We start from the raw sequence: 16,471 nt of genomic DNA on the forward strand, positions 1-16,471 counted from the left end.
CACCGGCAAGTCCGCCAGCTATGTCGTGAGCTGGGCCGAAAGGAAAATGGGGCGGAAGCTGAGCCCGGCGATGGTTGAAGTGAGCCAACAGACAACGACAACGACGGAAGTCCGGCAGACATCGCCCGAGTTCGAAAAATACAAGCAGGCGATCACGGCTATGGTGAGTTCCGTTCAGAATGCGCTGTGAGCCAGCATCCCGCTCTATCTATTTGTTTTAGCCGCATTTCTGCTACGCGTGGCGGTAATAGCGCGCTCTTGCCTTCTCCCCTTGTGGGAGAAGGTGGATTGGCGCGCAGCGCCAAGACGGTTGAGGGGTGTTGGCCGGAGTGCTGTCGGTGCCAAGCTGGAACACCCCTCATCCGGCCGCTTCGCGGCCACCTTCTCCCACAAGGGGAGAAGGGGGAGCCAAATCGCTTACGTCGGCGACCGGAGTTTGCAACCGTAGCGGTAATAGCGCGCTCTTGCCTTCTCCCCCTGTGGAAGAAGGTGGATTGGCGCGCAGCGCCAAGACGGTCGAGGGGTGTTGGCCGGAGTGCTGTCGAAAGTGATTCCATTTGACTGCAAAATGGTCCAGCGCACCCGCTCCAGCTACTCGGTCCTTATCCGCATTTCCACCCGGCGGTTTACCGGATCGAATGGATTGGGGTTGCGCGGGCTCGCTTCGCCCAGGCCTGTCGCTTTGATGCGGGCAGGATCGATGCCGTTGGAGGTGAGGAAGGTTGTTACCGATCTGGCCCTGCGTTCCGACAGCCCCTCGTTGTAGCGCTCCGAGCCGGTTGCATCTGTGTGACCCTCGACAACGAAGTTCAAAGTGCTCAGTCGGCGGTCCTTCAGTGCCTTGGCGAACTCGTCCAGTTCAGCGCGGGCAGTCGCATCGAGTTCCGCAGAATCAAGGCCGAAATTGATCAGCATGTCGAGGCTGGTTTTTTCGGCAGGCGCTGCCTTGTTCTTGCTGTTGCACTCTTCTTCGGTGCCGACGCAAATTCCACGCGGCGGGCCGAGCTCGCTCGCCGCGTCAAAAAACTTCACGATGTCTTCTGATTTCTGAAGTGGATCAGCAAAAGCGTGGGTCGAATAAAACGCGACCGTAAACACGAAGGCTAAACTGCCCAACCGCATAACGGTTACTCCTGTCTTGAGCATCGATTTCATCGACTGCGGACAATACCAAATTGCGAAGCGGTTGTCTGTCAATAAACGTCAAGCATACGAGTGATGGAGGGCAGTCGCATCTTGCCAGGGACTGGAGACTTGACCCGCCCGGTCCAGGGCTTCAGTGTCGATTGTTCCCTGGGGAAAGCGTGGCGCCATGGCCAATGAGCTTCGATTCAAAACGGCACGGGACCTTTTCATGGCCTGCCCCGCTGTTTCCAGGGACATGGTGGCACTTCCGACCGAACAGCCTTCAATCGAATTTTGCCGCGCCCTGCTGGCCGGGCGGGTGCCAGAGGAGGCGATTACGTTCTGTGCCTATCTGCTTCCCGAACGGGCTGCGGTGTGGTGGGCACATGAATGCCTGAGCCACCTCACCGTTCTGCTCGACAGCAGGGATCAGGAATTGCTCGCGGTTGTTCGTGACTGGGTCAGCGAACCGGAGAGCCCTCACCATCGCCCGGAAGTGGACAAGGCTGCGGCAATGCCGCCAACAACGCCGGCCGCCTGGATTGCCCTGGCTGCAGGACGGCATGGCAACGGTTCAGCCATGGAGGCGCCAGCGCTATCGGCCTTGCCGCCAGCCGCGCGCGCGGTGAGTGCGGGGGTTCTGGCCGGACTGGCACGCGTTGCACTGGAGGATCGCTTTTCAGTTCTTTCCGCGTTTGTCGAAATGGGCATCCAGTTGGCGGAGACAGAGGCGCTGCGCCAGTCAGCGGATGCGAGTTAGACCGTCGCCCGGATCCGCGAGCGGGATACGTTCAAATTGAGCTGAGCATCCAGATCTATCTGTTTGATTTAGCCGCATTTCTGCGACGCCAAGTGACTCCACTTGGCCGTAAATGCTCTAATTGGCTTACTTGCAGCAGCCATTCAACGCTATCCTCCTCCCCAGCCGCCTCCTCCTCCGCTGCTCCCGCCACTCCCGCCACTCCCCCCACTCCGGCCAGTTCCGCCACCACCTCCCGAAGTCGGAATGATTACGGGAGCAGCCGGCTCGTCCGCGACCGGTTTAAACGCTTTCCTGGCGGCTACCGGTTTGGGAGCCGGGTTGACGACCTTCCGCGGCGCCGGGGCTCTGCGAACGACCTTCGGCGCCGGTGCTGGCGTCGCCACCAGCGGCGTCGGTTGAAGGGGTGGCCAGGATGTGCAGCCCGTGACCCCCGCCAAGGCGATGGACAGAGTTATCCCGATTGTTGCCTGCTTCCGATTTCTGCCCACCATTGCCTCCTTGTTGATCAGAACAAATCCCGACGCGGATTGGCTTGTTCCCAGACCGCCCTCGCCACTTTGACCAGTTGCTTGTCGACAGAACCGCTCAACGGAATCTTCGACTTGAGTTCCCCACGCAGCTGCTTCAACGCCGCCGCTTTCGGCTTGGCCCCGAATTTCGCCAACGTCGCGCGGGCGTCAGGCAATTCATTGCGAAAATCGAGCGCTACTGTGAATGCCAGGAAACGCACGGCGACGGCCTGGTCGGCCTGGTCGCCCTTTTGCATCTCGAGAGCCGCGCGATCATAGGCGCCGGACTGGTCACCGCGCGAGGTTGCCAGTTCAAACAGGCGTTGGGCTTCATCAAGGTTCTGCTCGACGCCAACGCCATCACGGTACATGCGCGCAAGACTGGCCGGCGCATAGGGCTGGCCGAGGTCGATGGCCTTCTGAAAAAGCTCCAGCGCAGCCTTCGGATCCTTCTCGACGCCTCGACCGCTGAGGTAATTGCGACCGAGCAAGTTCATCGAATACATGTCCTGGCGCTGGACGCCGGCCTTCAGGAAGGCAACGGCACGGGCCTGGTCGGCGGGCACGCCGTTGCGGCCTTCGGTGAAGATCGCGCCGAGATCGTTCATGGCATAGGTGTGCCCCATCGATGCCGCCTTGAGCAGCAGATCCAGCCCCTTGGCGGTGTCGCGCTCGACGCCGTTTCCATGGAACAGGGCACGACCCCATGCCGTCATGCCGTAGGGGTCACCCTTGTCGGATGCCACCGCGTAGAAGGTGTTGGCCTGCTTGCGGTCGACAGCCTGGCCCGTTCCCGTCGCATGGAGGTAGCCGAGCTCGAACACCGCGCGCACGTGCCCCCTGTCGGCGGCCTGCTGGATCGCTTTCCTGGCCTGGTCCACCTTGCCGGCTGCAAGCAGCGCGCGCCCCAGTTCATAACGGAAGCGGGCGACATCGGGATACGCCTTCACCGCAGCCTCGCACAGCTTCACCGCGTCGGCGCCGATTTCATTTGGCAGCAGGCCGGGGACCACGCCCTGAAGGTCGAGAGGTTCGCCGGCAGCCAGGTCGCATGGATCGACGCTCGGCGACAGTTTCATCTTGGCGGGTTTGGCTGCGCCGCTGTCCGCCCGAATTTCGAAGGCGATCTCGACCGGTGCACTGGCTCCGATCTGGGGTTCATAGCGCAGCCCCTCGACTTCGCCGACCGTCAAGCTCGATTCGGGCGACAGGGTCCGATCCGGCAGGGAGAGCGTCCCCGTTGCCGGATAGTTTGTGACTTTCAGGCTGACCGCCGCATCGTCTGTCGGGACGTCGAGGTTCAGGGCAACGGCGCCGACGCCGACCGGAACGTCGACGTCCCGGTTCTCGATCGCCTCGGCCGCACCGGTGACATGAATGCCGCGCTGCAGCACCTGCTGCTTCTGCTCGGCTTCGAGCGAGGCCATCACCTGTTCGCCCTCGGCTCCTTCGCCGCTCTTGACCCGGAACACCAGCATGCCCTTGGCTTCGCCGCCCCAACTGTCGCGTGCGGCGTAGGCCAGCATATCCATCTCTTCCGGCTCGCCAGTTCCCTTGGGGACATCCAACTGCAAACGCGGCAAATCCTTGCCCTGGATCAGTTCTCCCGCCTCGACGACCTTGCCGTCCAGCATCAGGCGTCCCAAGGCGGGTAGTCTTTCGATGCTGACGGTTATTGTCCCGCCGTCGACCTGGACCGGTTCCGGGAGGTCCAGATCGATGGGGCCGGCCCCGGACAGCACGACCTTCTCCAATACCGGCGGCAGCGATGGGCGGCTGGTGCGACGCATCAGGACGACTTCGTCAATCAGCGAAGAGTTCTCCCAGGGAACCTGCAGGCCCTTGGTCGCCTCAACCACATCCCGGCGGACGGCCGACATGACCGTGCGGATCTCCTGGTTCGGGGCGAGCGCGCGACGAGAAAACGCCAATGAAAAAGGGCTGAGGTCGCCGGCGCCGTCATAGGCGACCGCGCCGGGTTCGGTGGCGAAAGCAATCAGTGTGTTCAACGAGCTTCTTACTTGCGCAAGTCCGGTGCCGCTGGCGGTAAGAAGCTGGTCTCTGAGCCAATAGTCCTTGCGAGGGAATGGATTGTTGCGGCAGGCATCGAGGATGATCACCTGGATCTTCGATTTCGAACGCATCTGCTGCAGCACATCGTTCAGCTTGATTGCCTGGACCTCGACGTCCGCCGCATCTTTCAACGAGGCATCGACAGGGATCAGGAAATTTTCGCCGCCGATCTGAAAGCCGTGGCCGGAATAGTAGACGACAGCCACATCCGCGCCGTCCACGGCGGCAAGATAGTTGCGGAACTGATCTTCAAATTGCAGCTTTGTAAGATTGCTGGCGACGAAAACATCAAACCCAGCCGCTCGAAACGTGTTGGACACGTCCACCACATCTTTGGCCGGGTTCTTGAGGGCCGAGATTTCCTGGTAATCGGAGTTGCCGATTACAAAGGCGACCCTTCGTTCGACTGCAGAAGCGTCGAAAGTCGTGACGCTTGCGAGCATCAAGGCCGCAACGAAGCCGCAACGTCGGAGCATGGCAAATCCCTTAACCGTCGTTACCTGGCGACCACAAGAACACAGCTTGCAGTGCCAAGGTCCGTTAGAGAGCATGCTATCTGCCGAGACAGAAAAGAGAGAAAAGCCGTCGCGACAGCGGTATATTCCTCACTTGATCGATCCCTAAATTACATCAGAGCCCGAGTGTCCGCAATGAGCGTCAAACGGATTCTCAACCTGGCTATTTGCTCGTGGTCGATACGGTCCCCTCGGGCCACGCGGCTGGCATACCCTTGGCTTCGCACACGCATCACGCGTCAGGGCGCCTGAGGTTTTCCACTGCTAATGTCGGCCTGCCCCTGATTTTTACTAGCCACCATTTCCGCGACTCAATTAGCGTCTGCTTATGGAGCATCGGCACGCCATTCGACGGATCAAGGAAGGGCTTTGGGAGGTCTATGACATAGACGACAATAGGGTTGTCTTCGCAGACGGGGTGGCTCTGACAAATTTGCAGGATGAGGAGGCACTCGACGCCCTGGAGTTGCTAAAAAGTGGATTCCTGGTTCCGAGCAGCGCTCCCGCGAGATGGGGCACTGAAGGCGGATAGCCGGCACGCAAAAGCGCCGCCGCTTGGCGGGCTCCTGGATGCGTTCGCTCATCGAGATCTGCCACCTATTTCGGGCACGTCGCAGCCGCGATGCAGAAGCTGTGGATCAAGTCGCGAGGCTCAGCGCGCCGCAGCGTGGCAAAACGAAAAATTCTCCTTCGTTTGGTTGATGCCGGAACAGTGCTCCGTCCGTAAGTTCGTGCTATATATTAGCAGGAGCTGTTATGAGGTTTTTGCCCGTTCAGGAACCGACCAACACATGGGCCGTGTTCGATACGACCGTGGATGTGCCTGCGTACTTCGCTGGTATTTGCCTTATCGGCTTGCCGCGGGAGCGGGCAGAGTGGCTTGCAGCAAGGGCCAATCAAGATGCGTTGGCAAGAAGCAGCAGGATCGGCCGGCTTTCGTCTCTGGAGACTGAGCACGCCGTGCTTCCCATGCGCAAATGCCAGAAATCGCTTACATCAGCAGCAGGGATTTCAACGACGGAGGAAGAGGCCGCTGCGTTGGCAGCCAGGCATCAGCAGCCACAGTAAGTCCGACATCACCAGCAAACCGACACAGCGATTGGTTGCCGGCGTCGGGCGAGGCCATCCAGCTTGTCGCCAATGCGCTCCCCCGGTTTGTAGCTCTGCCAGGGATCGCGGTTATTGCTGATCCGGCATCTCGGTATTCTCTTGGGGGTTCTTCTCGACGCCCGCGGCAGGCGAGGTGTCGGCCGGGGCGTTCCCGCCCTGGTTTTGCTCCTGGGCTCTTTTGAGTGGCGAGGTGCGCCAGCCCATATCGGCATACAAAAAGCCAATGAGAAAGCCGACGATAATGATCGCTGCTATCACAAGCGAAAGTATAGCGTTACGTCGCTCCATGTCCGGCTCCTTCCTGCGAGCCGAACAGCCAGTATCGAAAATGGTTCCCATCTACCATGGATGCGCGGGATCAATGCCTTGCCGCATAAATTGCACACCGAAGGAGACTCCTGAAGCCGCAGGTCGTGGAACTTCGCACCGTGCCGGCGGTTGAAACGTAGGCGCTGTGAGCAACGAACGAACCCATCCGTTGTTTCCGTCGCAGCAGGAAGGAGACACCATGGCCAACAAGAATACCACATCGAAGCCGGCAATCCGGCAGGCAAATGCCGCCGGCTTGCGACGTCCAAGGCGGGACGCTGACGATCCGGATACCGGAGCGAGGCCGCCGACGCCGAAAACCGCGGGAACATCGAAGCCCTCGACCGCTCCGCTGGACAATCCGGTGGCGAACCGCAACGCCGGCCGGCCGCGCCAGCAAGGCACCACGCCGCGGCCGACCGAAAGGCCGCTGGACTGAAGGGCGATGCCAGCGGCTGCTGAAACGAGCTAGGACGTCGGGACCAATTCAGCCAAGGCTTTGAGAATGGCAGCCTGATCTGCCGGCTTGCGAACAAACTTGAAATTGGCGAACGCGGATGGAACATCGCGCGGCCCAAATCCGGTCAGGCAGGCAAACGGAATGTGGCGGGTTTGTAATTCCTCTGCGATCGCCAGGCTCGTTTCGCCATGCAGTTGAACATCCAGCAGCGCCACGTCGACAGGCTTTTCGCCGATAAGGCGAAGCGCCGCCGCCACCGAAGGGGCGGGGCCGATCACCTGATGTCCCGAAGCGCGCAGACAAGCAGCGATGTCCTCGGCGATGAGCCATTCGTCCTCGACCACCAGGACGCGCAGCGGGTCGCTCACGGCGCCTCCTTGCGCATCATCGGGAATGTGATCTGGACCTCAAGACCGTCACGATTGAAGGTGGTCTCGACGTTTCCGCCAAGCCGGTAGCCGATCTCGCCCTGCAACAGCGAAAGCCCGAAGCCGTTGATTTCGGGCTTTCTGACCGGCGGCCCACCTCTCTCGCGCCAGGCAAGCCTGAAAATGTCGCCATCTGCCGACCACGTCAGCGCCACCCTGCCCTCGGGCTTCGACAGCGCGCCATATTTTGCGGCGTTGGTCGCCAGTTCATGAATGGCCATGCTAAGGGAAAGGCCCTGTTGCGGGCTAAGCTTCACTTCAGCGCCGTCAAGCTCGAACCGGTCAATGCTGAAAGGTTCGAGCTCCTGATGCAGCAGTTCGTTGATCGAAGCTTCTTTCCAGCGTTCCTTCGACAGCAGACCGTAAGCCCGCGACATGGCGTGCAGGCGACCGATCAGCGCTTCGGCGAACTCTTCCTTCGATTCCGAACTTTCACGGGTGCGGTTGGCGATGCTGGCGACCACCGCCAGCATGTTCTTGACGCGGTGGTTGAGCTCCGAAATGAGCACCCGGTTTTGCTCTTCCGTCTCGGCCAGGGTGGTGACGTCGACCAGTGTGACCACGACGCCCTGGATCCTGTTATCCTTGTCGCGATACGGATTGATGCGAACCATATAAAACCGGCCCTGGTTGTCGCGCGCCAGATGATGGTTCAGGGTCTCTCCGGTTTCGAAGACGGCATCGATATGCGGTTTCAGCTCGGGATAGTCGAGCTGGCTCGAAAGCTCGGTCAGCGGCCGGCCGACGTCGGAGGGACGCAGGCTGAAGAAAGACGAGGCCGCCGGCGTAAAGGTCCGCACCACCAGATTGCGGTCGAGGAAGATGGTTGCGATCTGCGTGCTCTCGAACAGATTGCGCAAATCGCTGTTGGCGCGGTCGAGCTCTTCTATCTTGCTGGTCAGCTCCGAATTTATCGTGTTGAGCTCCTCGTTGAGCGACTGCATCTCCTCCTTCGAGGCCTCAAGCTCCTCATTGGTCGACTGCGCCTCCTCGTTGACGGAGACGAGTTCCTCGTTCGACGATTTCAGCTCTTCCAGCGCCGTTTCGTACTCCTCGATCGTCGACTGCAGTCGCTCGCGGGTTTCGCGCAGCTCCCGCTCGAGATCAGCAGCGCCTTCGCTGCTACGGTTTTCGGGCCCAACATCGGACCGCGCCTGCACCGGCCCCGTCGGTTCGAACAGGAGGAGATAAAGCCGTTCGCCCTTGCCGCGTTCCGCCAGGGGCTCGACAGTGAGTTTGATCGACTGGGCCTGTTCGTCGTCCTCGTCGATGACGACATTTTCCCGCACGATGGTGCGGCGCGTCGAGGCGGCGTCCCGCAACGCCGCGCGCAGGTCGAGCCTTAGCCCGGAGCGGGCCAAAGTTAGCACCTGCCGGCTCGGAATGCCTTGCGGCGCTTCGAGATATCTGCCGGTCCGCGCCGAATAGTACACGACGTCACCATCACCATTCACCACAACATGCGGCGGTGCAAAACGCTCCAGCACCTGTGCCTCGACCGCCTGCCGAAGCGGATAGCTGGCGGTTCGCTTGTTCGGCCCCGTTCCTTCAGGCAGGAAGGCGCCTGAACGGCCATCGCCGATCAGCATCGGCAGCCTAATGTGTGGCGGGGCATGCTCGCGCGCCTGAAAAATGCGCTGCTTCTTGTCGACGGTGGCGAACAGGTCGTCGTGCTGGCCGACGCTTTCGGACGTGCCGAGGAAAAGATAACCGCCCGGCTTCAACGCGTAGTGGAAGATCGGAATGACCCGGTTCTGGATGTCCGAGCCGAAATAGATCAGCAGGTTGCGGCATGAAACCATGTCCATGCGTGAAAAAGGCGGGTCGCGGACGATGCTGTGAGGGGAAAAGACGCACAGCTCCCGGACCTCGTTCGCAAGCACGTAGCTCTCGCCGGCGCTGCTGAAAAAACGCTGCCTGCGCTCGGGCGAGACGCCCTGCAGCAATGCCGCCGGGTAACGCGCCGCGCGCGCCACCGCAAGCGCGGGCTCATCGATGTCGGTCGCAAATATCTGGACGCGTGGCACAACCGAAAGCGTCTCCATGTGTTCGCGCAACAGCATGCCGATGGAGAACACCTCCTCGCCGGTGGCGCAGCCAGGCACCCAGATCCTGACGGCGTCGCTGGCGGTCTTGCCCTCGAACAGCTGCGGTACGACCTTGTCCTCGAGCAGCTTGAACGCGTCGGGATCACGGAAAAAATCGGTGACGTTGATCAAAAGGTCACGAAAAAGGTTCGCCACCTCGCGAGGGTCCTTCTTCAGCCATTCAACATACTCTTCAATGGAATCAAGCTGTCCGATCTGCATGCGCCGCTTGATGCGCCGCAAGAATGTCTTGGTCTTGTAGCCTGAGAAATCGTGGCCGGATTGGCCCTGCAGAATGCCGTAGATCTCGTCGCGGAGCCGACCCAGTTCTGCCGTCTCGTGCTCGCCGCCTCCGGCAACCCCGTTCAGCATGTCGAAGCTGCGGGCGAACCCCTCGAGCTTCGCGCCGATCTCCTCCGCCGGCGCCGCAATGTCGATCAGCCCGCTGGAGATCGCACTTTTCGGCATGTCCGGATTGCGCGGACCGTAGCCGTCGGGAGCCTGGGCGACCGTCAGTCCGCCACGCTCCTTGATCGCCTTGGCGCCAAGCGTGCCGTCGGAATCGCCGCCCGACAAAATGACCGCAACCGCATATTCGCCCTGATCCTCGGCCAACGCGCTAAAGAATATATCGATCGGCTTGCGCTCGCGGCTGAGCACGTTGGATGGCCGCAGGTGCAGCACTCCCCGCTCGATCGTGAGAACGACGTTTTGCGGCATCACATAGACGTGGTCGGACAGCACAGTGGTGCCGTCCTCGACGACAACAACCGGCAGTTGCGTGTAACGTCCGACGACCTCATGAAGCAGGCTTTCGCGCTCGGGGCTGAGATGGGTGACGATGACGAACGCCATGCCGGGCTGGCCGGTGATGCCTTTGAACAGGCCTTCCATTGCTGGAATGCCGCCGGCTGAGGCGCCGACGCCCACAATGGGAAATCTCTTCATCTGGGATGTCACCGCAAGCCCTCGGTTGAACAGTCTGGACGACAAGGCCGCCAAATCGACCCAAAACCCACGACCGGGCTGAACGCAACATTCAGCATATAACGTGCAAGAGGGCCGGAACAAGTCCGTGCAGACGGCGTTAAAGTCGGGATTGTTGTGGAACTCCAATGACAAAGCGCACACCTGACCTGAAGCCGACAAGACGAGCGTCGTTGCGCTTCGAGGATTTGCTGAGTTTGCCGGGAAACGAATCCATTCCGCCCCGCATGCTGGTTTTGGCGAAACGATTGCAGGCAGCCTTGCAGGAGCATTCAGAACAAGCCCGTGCGGACAATTGGAAATCCCGCTCGAAGAAAGGACGATGAGGTGCGCGATCTCAGAGGGGTGCGCATACTGATCGTTGAAGACGATTGGGTATTGGCCGGCGATCTTGCACGATATTTCGGCAATATGGGCGCGGTCGTCCTCGGCCCTGCGGCGACGGTCGAACACGCCTCCATGCATACCGAGATGGCTGAGGCGGCGATCCTCGACGTCAATCTCAACGGCCGGCGGGTGTTTCCGATCGCAGACGAACTGATGCGCCGCGGCGTTCCCTTCGTCTTTTTCAGCGGTGACGAGGACACCGTCATTCCCGAACGTCTCCGCCACGCCAGCAATCTTCGAAAGTCGTCGGACAGCTACGCCGTCTTCGACGCCTTGTTCCCTCCGGAAAAATCCGCCCTTGCCGGTCGCCCTGCCGTGAACCTGTCGGACAATGTGTTTTCACTTCTGCCGAAGCTCAGGCTCGCGGCGCGGCTGCTTCTGGGCGACGTCGGTGCTTCCGATCGGCTGGTCGAACGAACACTGGAGCGCGCCATCGGCGAGATCGACAGGCGGCGGCCCGGTGTATCGACCGAAGACTGGCTGAACGGCATCATGCGAAACATTGCCGGATCGGGCGGAACCAGCCTGCTGCACTGAGATTGGTTTTCTAACGGTCTGAAAAGTAGGCGAAAACAGCGATCTATAGTTAAGTCCTCTATCAGAACGCGAGGCGCGCCTAAGAGCTACCCGACAGCGCTGAGTTAGCAGCTTCCTCAGCCGTTCTTGCGGTCGATGAATTTGTTGAACCGGCTGTTTTTTCCAGAGCCGGTTTCGTCCTGGTAAAGGAAAGTCAGATCGTTCTCGTCGAAAATCCGGAAGAACTCATCCCATTCGATGGGTTCGAGCTTCTCCTCGGGCTCGCCAAAATCGATCCGCAAGATGCCGCCCTCGCCCCTGGTTCGTACAACTGCCGGTCGGCCACCACGATCTTCGGCCCATTGGCGGATCTCGTCATGATTGGTGGTTGTCTTCGATTCAGACATTGGAACCTCCTTTGATCCAGACCTTGCAGGCGTGTGGCCTCCTGGCTTGCGCCCACGGGCCGCCCACGGACCGGATGAGCGCCCCTAACACCAAAGAAGCTGCAATGTTCCAGCGCATCGCCCAAGGCTCGTTCGCCATGCGTTCACCTCAGGTTGCAGCCTCGCCAAAACCATCTTTGTTGAAGCAGAGGGAACAAACCTTTTGCCAAACAGTTCGGGGCGCCAAGGCCAACTACGTAAGGAGTTGTCGTGAAACGCATACTGGTTACAGGAGGGTGCGGTTTCATCGGCCGCCACGTCGTCCAGGAACTCGTTGAACATGGTTATGCCGTCTGCATTCTCGATGCGCTGCTGGAACAGGTGCACGGCAGCGAGGCGATCAGCCTGCCGGCAGGAGCCGAACTGATCAAAGGTGACGTTCGCGATCGCGCCGCCGTCGCCGAGGCGCTGCAGGGCGTCGACGCCACCGTTCATCTCGCCGCCGAGGTCGGCGTCGGCCAGTCCATGTACGAGATCGCCCGCTATGTCGGCGCCAACGACCTCGGCACCGCCACCCTGCTCGAGGCACTGATCAAACATCCGGTCGAGCGGATCGTCGTCGCTTCGTCGATGAGCGTCTACGGCGAGGGTCTCTATGCCACGCCAGGCGGCCGGCGCGTCGACAATGCACGGCGGCAGGCCGGCGACGTCAAGAGCGGCCAATGGAATCCGCTGTCGGCGGCGGATGAAAGCCTGTCGCCCCTGCCGACTGACGAGGAAAAGCCGGTCGACCTCGCCTCGATCTATGCGCTGACGAAATATGCCCAGGAGCGCGCCGTGCTGATCTTCGGCGATGCCTATGGCGTCGATGCGGTGGCGCTGCGCCTGTTCAACGTCTTCGGCGCCGGACAGGCGCTGTCAAACCCTTACACCGGCGTCCTGGCGAATTTCGCTTCCCGCCTCGCCAACGGACAGCGGCCGATGATTTTCGAAGATGGCGAGCAGAAACGCGACTTCGTGCATGTGCGCGACGTCGCCCGCGCGTTCCGCCTGGCGCTGGAACAACGCCAGGCGCGCGGCCACGTCATCAACATCGGCAGCGGACGGGCCTATGCGATCAGCGAGGTCGCCCGGCTGCTCGCCGACGCCATGGGTGTGCCGGACCATCGGCCTGAAATTCTCGGCAAGGCGCGCGCCGGCGATATCCGCAATTGCTTCGCCGACATCTCGAAGGCGCGCGAACTGCTCGGTTTCGAGCCGCAGCACCGGCTGGAGGATTCACTCGACGAGTTCGTCGCATGGGTGCGCAACACGGTCGCCATCGACCGCGGCGCCGACATGAAACGGGAACTCGAAGAGCGGGGACTGGTATCATGAGGCCGGACGGTTTTCGTGAAGCGCCGGTTGCCATCGTCGGCGGCAGCGGCTTCATCGGCTCGAACCTCGCCGACAGCCTGTTGTCGGATGGGGTGCCGGTGCTGGTCATCGACAATCTCAGCCGCCCGGGCGTCGACCAGAACCTGGCTTGGCTGGCGCAGAAGCACGGCAATCAACTTGCCGTGGAAACCGCTGATGTCCGGGACGAAGACGTGCTGGCGCCGCTTTTGGCGCATGCCAGGGCGATATTCCATCTCGCTGCGCAGACCGCCGTCACCACGAGCCTCGTCCAGCCAAGCGAAGATTTCGACATCAATCTTCGCGGAACCTTCAACGTTTTGGAAGCGGCTCGCCGCAGCGGCAGACCCATTCCCGTGATCTTCGCCAGCACCAACAAGGTCTATGGCGGCCTGCCCGACGTCACAGTGCGCGAAGAGGACGATCGGTGCGTGCCCTGCGATGCCGGCATCCGCGCCAACGGCATAGACGAGACCTGCGGTCTGGAATTCTGCACCCCCTATGGCTGCTCCAAAGGCGCGGCCGACCAATATGTGCTCGATTATGCCAAGTCGTACGATCTGCCGACCGCGGTCCTACGCATGAGCTGCATCTACGGGCCGCGCCAGTTCGGCACGGAGGACCAGGGCTGGGTCGCCCATTTTCTGCTCAGCGCGCTTTCCGGCCGGCCGATCACGATCTACGGCAACGGCAAACAGGTGCGCGATATCCTTCATGTCAGCGACGCCGTTGCGGCCTATCGCGGGGTACTTGCCCGGATCGACGACATCAAGGGCCAGGCATTCAATCTCGGTGGCGGACCGGGCAACGCCGTCAGCCTGCGCATGCTGATCGAGGAGATCGGCGAGCTGACCGGGCGGAACCTCGCGATCCGCTACGACCGGGAACGCACCGGCGACCAACCTTTCTTTGTCGCCGATACCCGCAAGTTAGAAGCGACGCTCGACTGGAAAGCGCATGTCTGCTGGCGCGACGGCGTCCGCGATCTCGCCGACTGGCTCCGGCGTCATCGCCTCGAGCCTGAACCAGCGAGGTACGTGGCATGAAAGTCGCCCTGGTCAATCCGTTCTGGACCTATCAGGACAGCATCTATTTCGGCTGCCGCCAGCCACATCTGCCGCTGGAACTGGGCTATTCGAAAGCCTTGCTGGAGGCAGACGGCCATCAGGCGCTGATGCTGGACGGGCAAATCCAGAAGCTGGACAACGCAGCACTTGCCGATCGCGTCGCCGCTTTTGCACCAGCCATGACCGTCGTCAGCACGGCGCCGACCTATTTGTTCTGGCGCTGCGCGCCGCCCGAGCTGCGTGTGCCGGCCGACTTCCTCAACCGCCTCGCCGGGCGCGGCGGCCGTACAGTGGCTGTCGGGCCGCACGGCTCGGCGACGCCGGCGCCGACGCTGCGCAAGCTGGGCGTCGATGTCGTCGTGCGTGGCGAATGCGAAGAGGTCGTCGCCGAACTCGCCCGCAGTGACGATTGGAGCGCCGTGCCCCACACCGCTCATCTCGACCAGGGAAAACTTGTCGGCAATGGCGGCGTTCACGCCAGTTCGTTTGTCGATCATCCGCCGCTCAGTTGGCCGTCCGATTGGGTTGCCGCGCATTCGCACCATCACCACCGGTTCGACGACGATCAGCTGGGTTTAGGAGCGGAGGTCGAGGCGTCTCGCGGCTGCCCCTACAATTGCAGCTTCTGCGCCAAGATCGATTTCCGCGACGCCTACCGCCGCAGGAACCACGATGCGATCATCGCTGAAATCGATCTGCTGATCGGGCAAGGCGTCGGCTACATCTATTTTATCGACGAGATCTTCCTGCCACAGAAGGCGCTGCTGGAGGCACTGGTCGATCGCGACGTCAAGTTTGGCGTGCAGACCCGCATCGATCTTTGGAAGCCGGAGCTCCTCGAACTGCTGGGTGCCGCCGGCTGCGTTTCGATCGAAGCCGGCCTCGAAAGCCTGACGGTGGAAGGCCGGGCCATGCTGGCAAAGCGTTGCCGGCTGGGCACCGAGGAACTGGCCGCCTTGCTGGTCAATGCACGACGTCACGTCCCGTTCGTCCAAGCCAATCTGATCGGCGTCGTCGAGGACGATCCGGCTCTGGTCGATCATTGGCGCAAGCACCTCATTGACCGCGGCGTGTGGGCCAACGAGCCGGTGCCGCTCTATCCCTACCCCAGTTCGCCCAGCTATCGCGAGCTTTGGGGCGAGCCCGACGATCTCGCCTGGGAGCGCGCCCACGAGCATTACCTGGCCTCGTTCCGGACGTTCAGCGACATCCAGGAGAAGCGCCCGCGAGCGCTGGCCGAGTTGGAGGCGACATGTTGCAGTCACTGATCCGCCGCCCGCGGCGAATCCTGATGACCGTCGATGCCGTCGGCGGCGTCTGGCGCTACGCGCTCGATCTGGCGCGGGAGTTGGCTCATGGCGGCGACAGCATCGTGCTCGCCGGGCTAGGCCCGGAACCGTCCGAAGAGCAGGCGAAGGAGGCACAGGCTTTCGCTGATTTGGCGTGGCTCAAGACACCGCCGGACTGGATGACCCGCAATGAGAACGATCTGGAAATGTTGCCGCAGGAACTGCGCGCGCTTGTTGGCGATCACGCGATCGACCTCGTCCATCTCAATGCGCCGACACAGGCCGTTGGACTTGATCTGCCCTGCCCGGTCGTGACGGTCTCGCACTCATGCGTCGTGACTTGGCTCCACGCCGTCAGGGGACAGGCTGTGGACGGCGAATGGGCCTGGCAGAAGGACCGCAACAGACGCGGTTTCGATTGGGCCAATGCGGTAATCGCGCCCAGCCGCAGCCATGCCGACATGCTCGAGGCCTGCTACGGGCCGATCGCCCGCCTGAGCGTTGTCAGCAACGGCACACGGCCGGGTCCAAAGGCAGAGAGACGCGAACCAGTGGTTCTCGCCGCCGCGCGCTGGTGGGACGAAGGGAAGAATGCAGCTACGCTGGACCAGGCAGCATCGCTGACGAAATGGCCGGTCTTTGCTGCCGGGCCGATCGAGGGCGGCGATGGCCAACGCGCCAATTTCAGCAATGTCGTTCCTCTGGGTTCTGTCTGCCACGATGAGGTGCGTCGCTTGATGGCGCGGGCCGGCATCTTCGTATCGCCGTCCGTCTATGAACCCTTTGGCCTTGCCGCACTGGAGGCAGCGACGTCCGCGACACCTTTGGTGCTTGCCGACATCCCGACCTATCGCGAATTGTGGAATGGCGCGGCTATGTTCTACGACGTCCATGATCCACGCGATCTCGCCAGATGTGTCGAATGTCTCTCTGACGACGCCCAGTACAGGCGCCGGCTCGGCGACGCCGCCGCACGCCGAGCGCGCAAGTTTTCACCGGCAAGACAAGCGGCGGCCATGCACGACATCTACGATCGGGCCGCCCTGGCCGTTGCGGAACGCTGAC

General features: G+C 61.6%; 15 protein-coding genes. 9 read left to right on the plus strand and 6 right to left on the minus strand.

Annotated features, from left to right (window positions below):
* Positions 1–190: hypothetical protein (locus M727_RS36510; protein WP_036262359.1), on the plus strand; the 190-nt coding region annotated here is incomplete at its 5' end.
* Positions 191–591: 401 nt separating this feature from the next.
* Here M727_RS36510 and M727_RS0115805 read toward each other — a convergent pair.
* Positions 592–1,122 (minus strand): OmpA family protein, encoded by a 531-nt coding sequence (locus tag M727_RS0115805; RefSeq protein WP_027153493.1) that lies wholly within the window; start codon positions 1,120–1,122, stop codon positions 592–594.
* A 190-nt stretch (positions 1,123–1,312) separates the two neighbouring features.
* On the opposite strand from M727_RS0115805, the gene M727_RS0115810 reads away from it, so the two are divergent.
* Positions 1,313–1,885: a hypothetical protein gene (locus M727_RS0115810; RefSeq protein ID WP_027153494.1), complete on the plus strand. Its 573-nt coding sequence runs from the start codon at positions 1,313–1,315 to the stop codon at positions 1,883–1,885.
* Between the two features lie 508 nt (positions 1,886–2,393).
* Here the strand turns inward: M727_RS0115810 and M727_RS0115815 are convergent.
* Positions 2,394–4,946, minus strand: a complete 2,553-nt coding sequence (locus M727_RS0115815; protein WP_027153495.1) for a caspase family protein — start codon at positions 4,944–4,946, stop codon at positions 2,394–2,396.
* 1,218 nt (positions 4,947–6,164) lie between these two features.
* Entirely contained in the window at positions 6,165–6,383 is a 219-nt protein-coding gene (locus M727_RS0115830) for a hypothetical protein (protein WP_027153497.1), read from the minus strand.
* A 220-nt stretch (positions 6,384–6,603) separates the two neighbouring features.
* Here M727_RS0115830 and M727_RS0115835 point away from each other — a divergent pair, with 220 nt between their 5' ends.
* Positions 6,604–6,843 carry a hypothetical protein gene (locus M727_RS0115835; protein ID WP_036262362.1) on the plus strand — a complete coding sequence of 80 codons (240 nt, stop codon included), beginning with the start codon at positions 6,604–6,606 and terminating at the stop codon, positions 6,841–6,843.
* 29 nt (positions 6,844–6,872) lie between these two features.
* Here the strand turns inward: M727_RS0115835 and M727_RS0115840 are convergent, their stop codons facing one another.
* On the minus strand, positions 6,873–7,232 hold the full coding sequence (locus M727_RS0115840) for a response regulator (protein ID WP_027153499.1): 360 nt from the start codon (positions 7,230–7,232) through the stop codon (positions 6,873–6,875).
* On the minus strand, positions 7,229–10,327 hold the full coding sequence (locus tag M727_RS0115845; protein WP_051505624.1) for a CheR family methyltransferase: 3,099 nt from the start codon (positions 10,325–10,327) through the stop codon (positions 7,229–7,231). Before M727_RS0115845 ends, M727_RS0115840 begins: the two co-directional genes overlap by 4 nt.
* A 167-nt stretch (positions 10,328–10,494) precedes the next feature.
* Between M727_RS0115845 and M727_RS41525 the strand changes: the two genes are divergently transcribed.
* Positions 10,495–10,692, plus strand: coding sequence for a hypothetical protein (locus M727_RS41525; RefSeq protein ID WP_156941545.1), 198 nt, complete (start codon positions 10,495–10,497; stop codon positions 10,690–10,692).
* Position 10,693: 1 nt separating this feature from the next.
* The gene (locus M727_RS0115850) at positions 10,694–11,290 is read left to right on the plus strand and encodes a response regulator (RefSeq protein WP_036262365.1); all 597 of its coding nucleotides are present in this window, start codon (positions 10,694–10,696) and stop codon (positions 11,288–11,290) included.
* A gap of 116 nt (positions 11,291–11,406) precedes the next feature.
* Here the strand turns inward: M727_RS0115850 and M727_RS0115855 are convergent, their stop codons facing one another.
* Positions 11,407–11,676 carry a hypothetical protein gene (locus M727_RS0115855; protein WP_027153502.1) on the minus strand — a complete coding sequence of 90 codons (270 nt, stop codon included), beginning with the start codon at positions 11,674–11,676 and terminating at the stop codon, positions 11,407–11,409.
* A 249-nt stretch (positions 11,677–11,925) separates the two neighbouring features.
* Here M727_RS0115855 and M727_RS0115860 point away from each other — a divergent pair, with 249 nt between their 5' ends.
* The 4 genes from M727_RS0115860 to M727_RS0115875 are packed head-to-tail and all read left to right on the plus strand — an operon-like array spanning position 11,926 to position 16,470.
* Entirely contained in the window at positions 11,926–13,032 is a 1,107-nt protein-coding gene (locus tag M727_RS0115860) for an SDR family NAD(P)-dependent oxidoreductase (protein ID WP_027153503.1), read from the plus strand.
* Positions 13,029–14,096 (plus strand): NAD-dependent epimerase/dehydratase family protein, encoded by a 1,068-nt coding sequence (locus tag M727_RS0115865; protein WP_027153504.1) that lies wholly within the window; start codon positions 13,029–13,031, stop codon positions 14,094–14,096. Before M727_RS0115860 ends, M727_RS0115865 begins: the two co-directional genes overlap by 4 nt.
* Positions 14,093–15,385: a TIGR04295 family B12-binding domain-containing radical SAM protein gene (locus tag M727_RS0115870; RefSeq protein ID WP_027153505.1), complete on the plus strand. Its 1,293-nt coding sequence runs from the start codon at positions 14,093–14,095 to the stop codon at positions 15,383–15,385. The genes M727_RS0115865 and M727_RS0115870 overlap by 4 nt, the downstream gene beginning before the upstream one ends.
* Positions 15,370–16,470 carry a glycosyltransferase family 4 protein gene (locus M727_RS0115875; RefSeq protein WP_027153506.1) on the plus strand — a complete coding sequence of 367 codons (1,101 nt, stop codon included), beginning with the start codon at positions 15,370–15,372 and terminating at the stop codon, positions 16,468–16,470. The genes M727_RS0115870 and M727_RS0115875 overlap by 16 nt, the downstream gene beginning before the upstream one ends.
* Position 16,471 lies beyond the last annotated feature (1 nt).

Origin of the sequence: Mesorhizobium sp. WSM2561, from assembly GCF_000513915.1 — a bacterium.
In the GTDB taxonomy this organism is placed as follows: Bacteria; Pseudomonadota; Alphaproteobacteria; order Rhizobiales; family Rhizobiaceae; genus Mesorhizobium; species Mesorhizobium muleiense.

Excerpts from the sequence above, each read along its gene's own strand:
- M727_RS0115805 (WP_027153493.1), bottom strand. The coding sequence starts at position 1,122 with ATGCGGTTGGGCAGTTTAGCCTTCGTGTTTACGGTCGCGTTTTATTCG.
- M727_RS0115810 (WP_027153494.1), top strand. The coding sequence starts at position 1,313 with ATGGCCAATGAGCTTCGATTCAAAACGGCACGGGACCTTTTCATGGCC.
- M727_RS0115815 (WP_027153495.1), bottom strand. The coding sequence starts at position 4,946 with ATGCTCCGACGTTGCGGCTTCGTTGCGGCCTTGATGCTCGCAAGCGTC.
- M727_RS0115830 (WP_027153497.1), bottom strand. The coding sequence starts at position 6,383 with ATGGAGCGACGTAACGCTATACTTTCGCTTGTGATAGCAGCGATCATT.
- M727_RS0115835 (WP_036262362.1), top strand. The coding sequence starts at position 6,604 with ATGGCCAACAAGAATACCACATCGAAGCCGGCAATCCGGCAGGCAAAT.
- M727_RS0115845 (WP_051505624.1), bottom strand. The coding sequence starts at position 10,327 with ATGAAGAGATTTCCCATTGTGGGCGTCGGCGCCTCAGCCGGCGGCATT.
- M727_RS41525 (WP_156941545.1), top strand. The coding sequence starts at position 10,495 with ATGACAAAGCGCACACCTGACCTGAAGCCGACAAGACGAGCGTCGTTG.
- M727_RS0115855 (WP_027153502.1), bottom strand. The coding sequence starts at position 11,676 with ATGTCTGAATCGAAGACAACCACCAATCATGACGAGATCCGCCAATGG.
- M727_RS0115865 (WP_027153504.1), top strand. The coding sequence starts at position 13,029 with ATGAGGCCGGACGGTTTTCGTGAAGCGCCGGTTGCCATCGTCGGCGGC.
- M727_RS0115870 (WP_027153505.1), top strand. The coding sequence starts at position 14,093 with ATGAAAGTCGCCCTGGTCAATCCGTTCTGGACCTATCAGGACAGCATC.
- M727_RS0115875 (WP_027153506.1), top strand. The coding sequence starts at position 15,370 with ATGTTGCAGTCACTGATCCGCCGCCCGCGGCGAATCCTGATGACCGTC.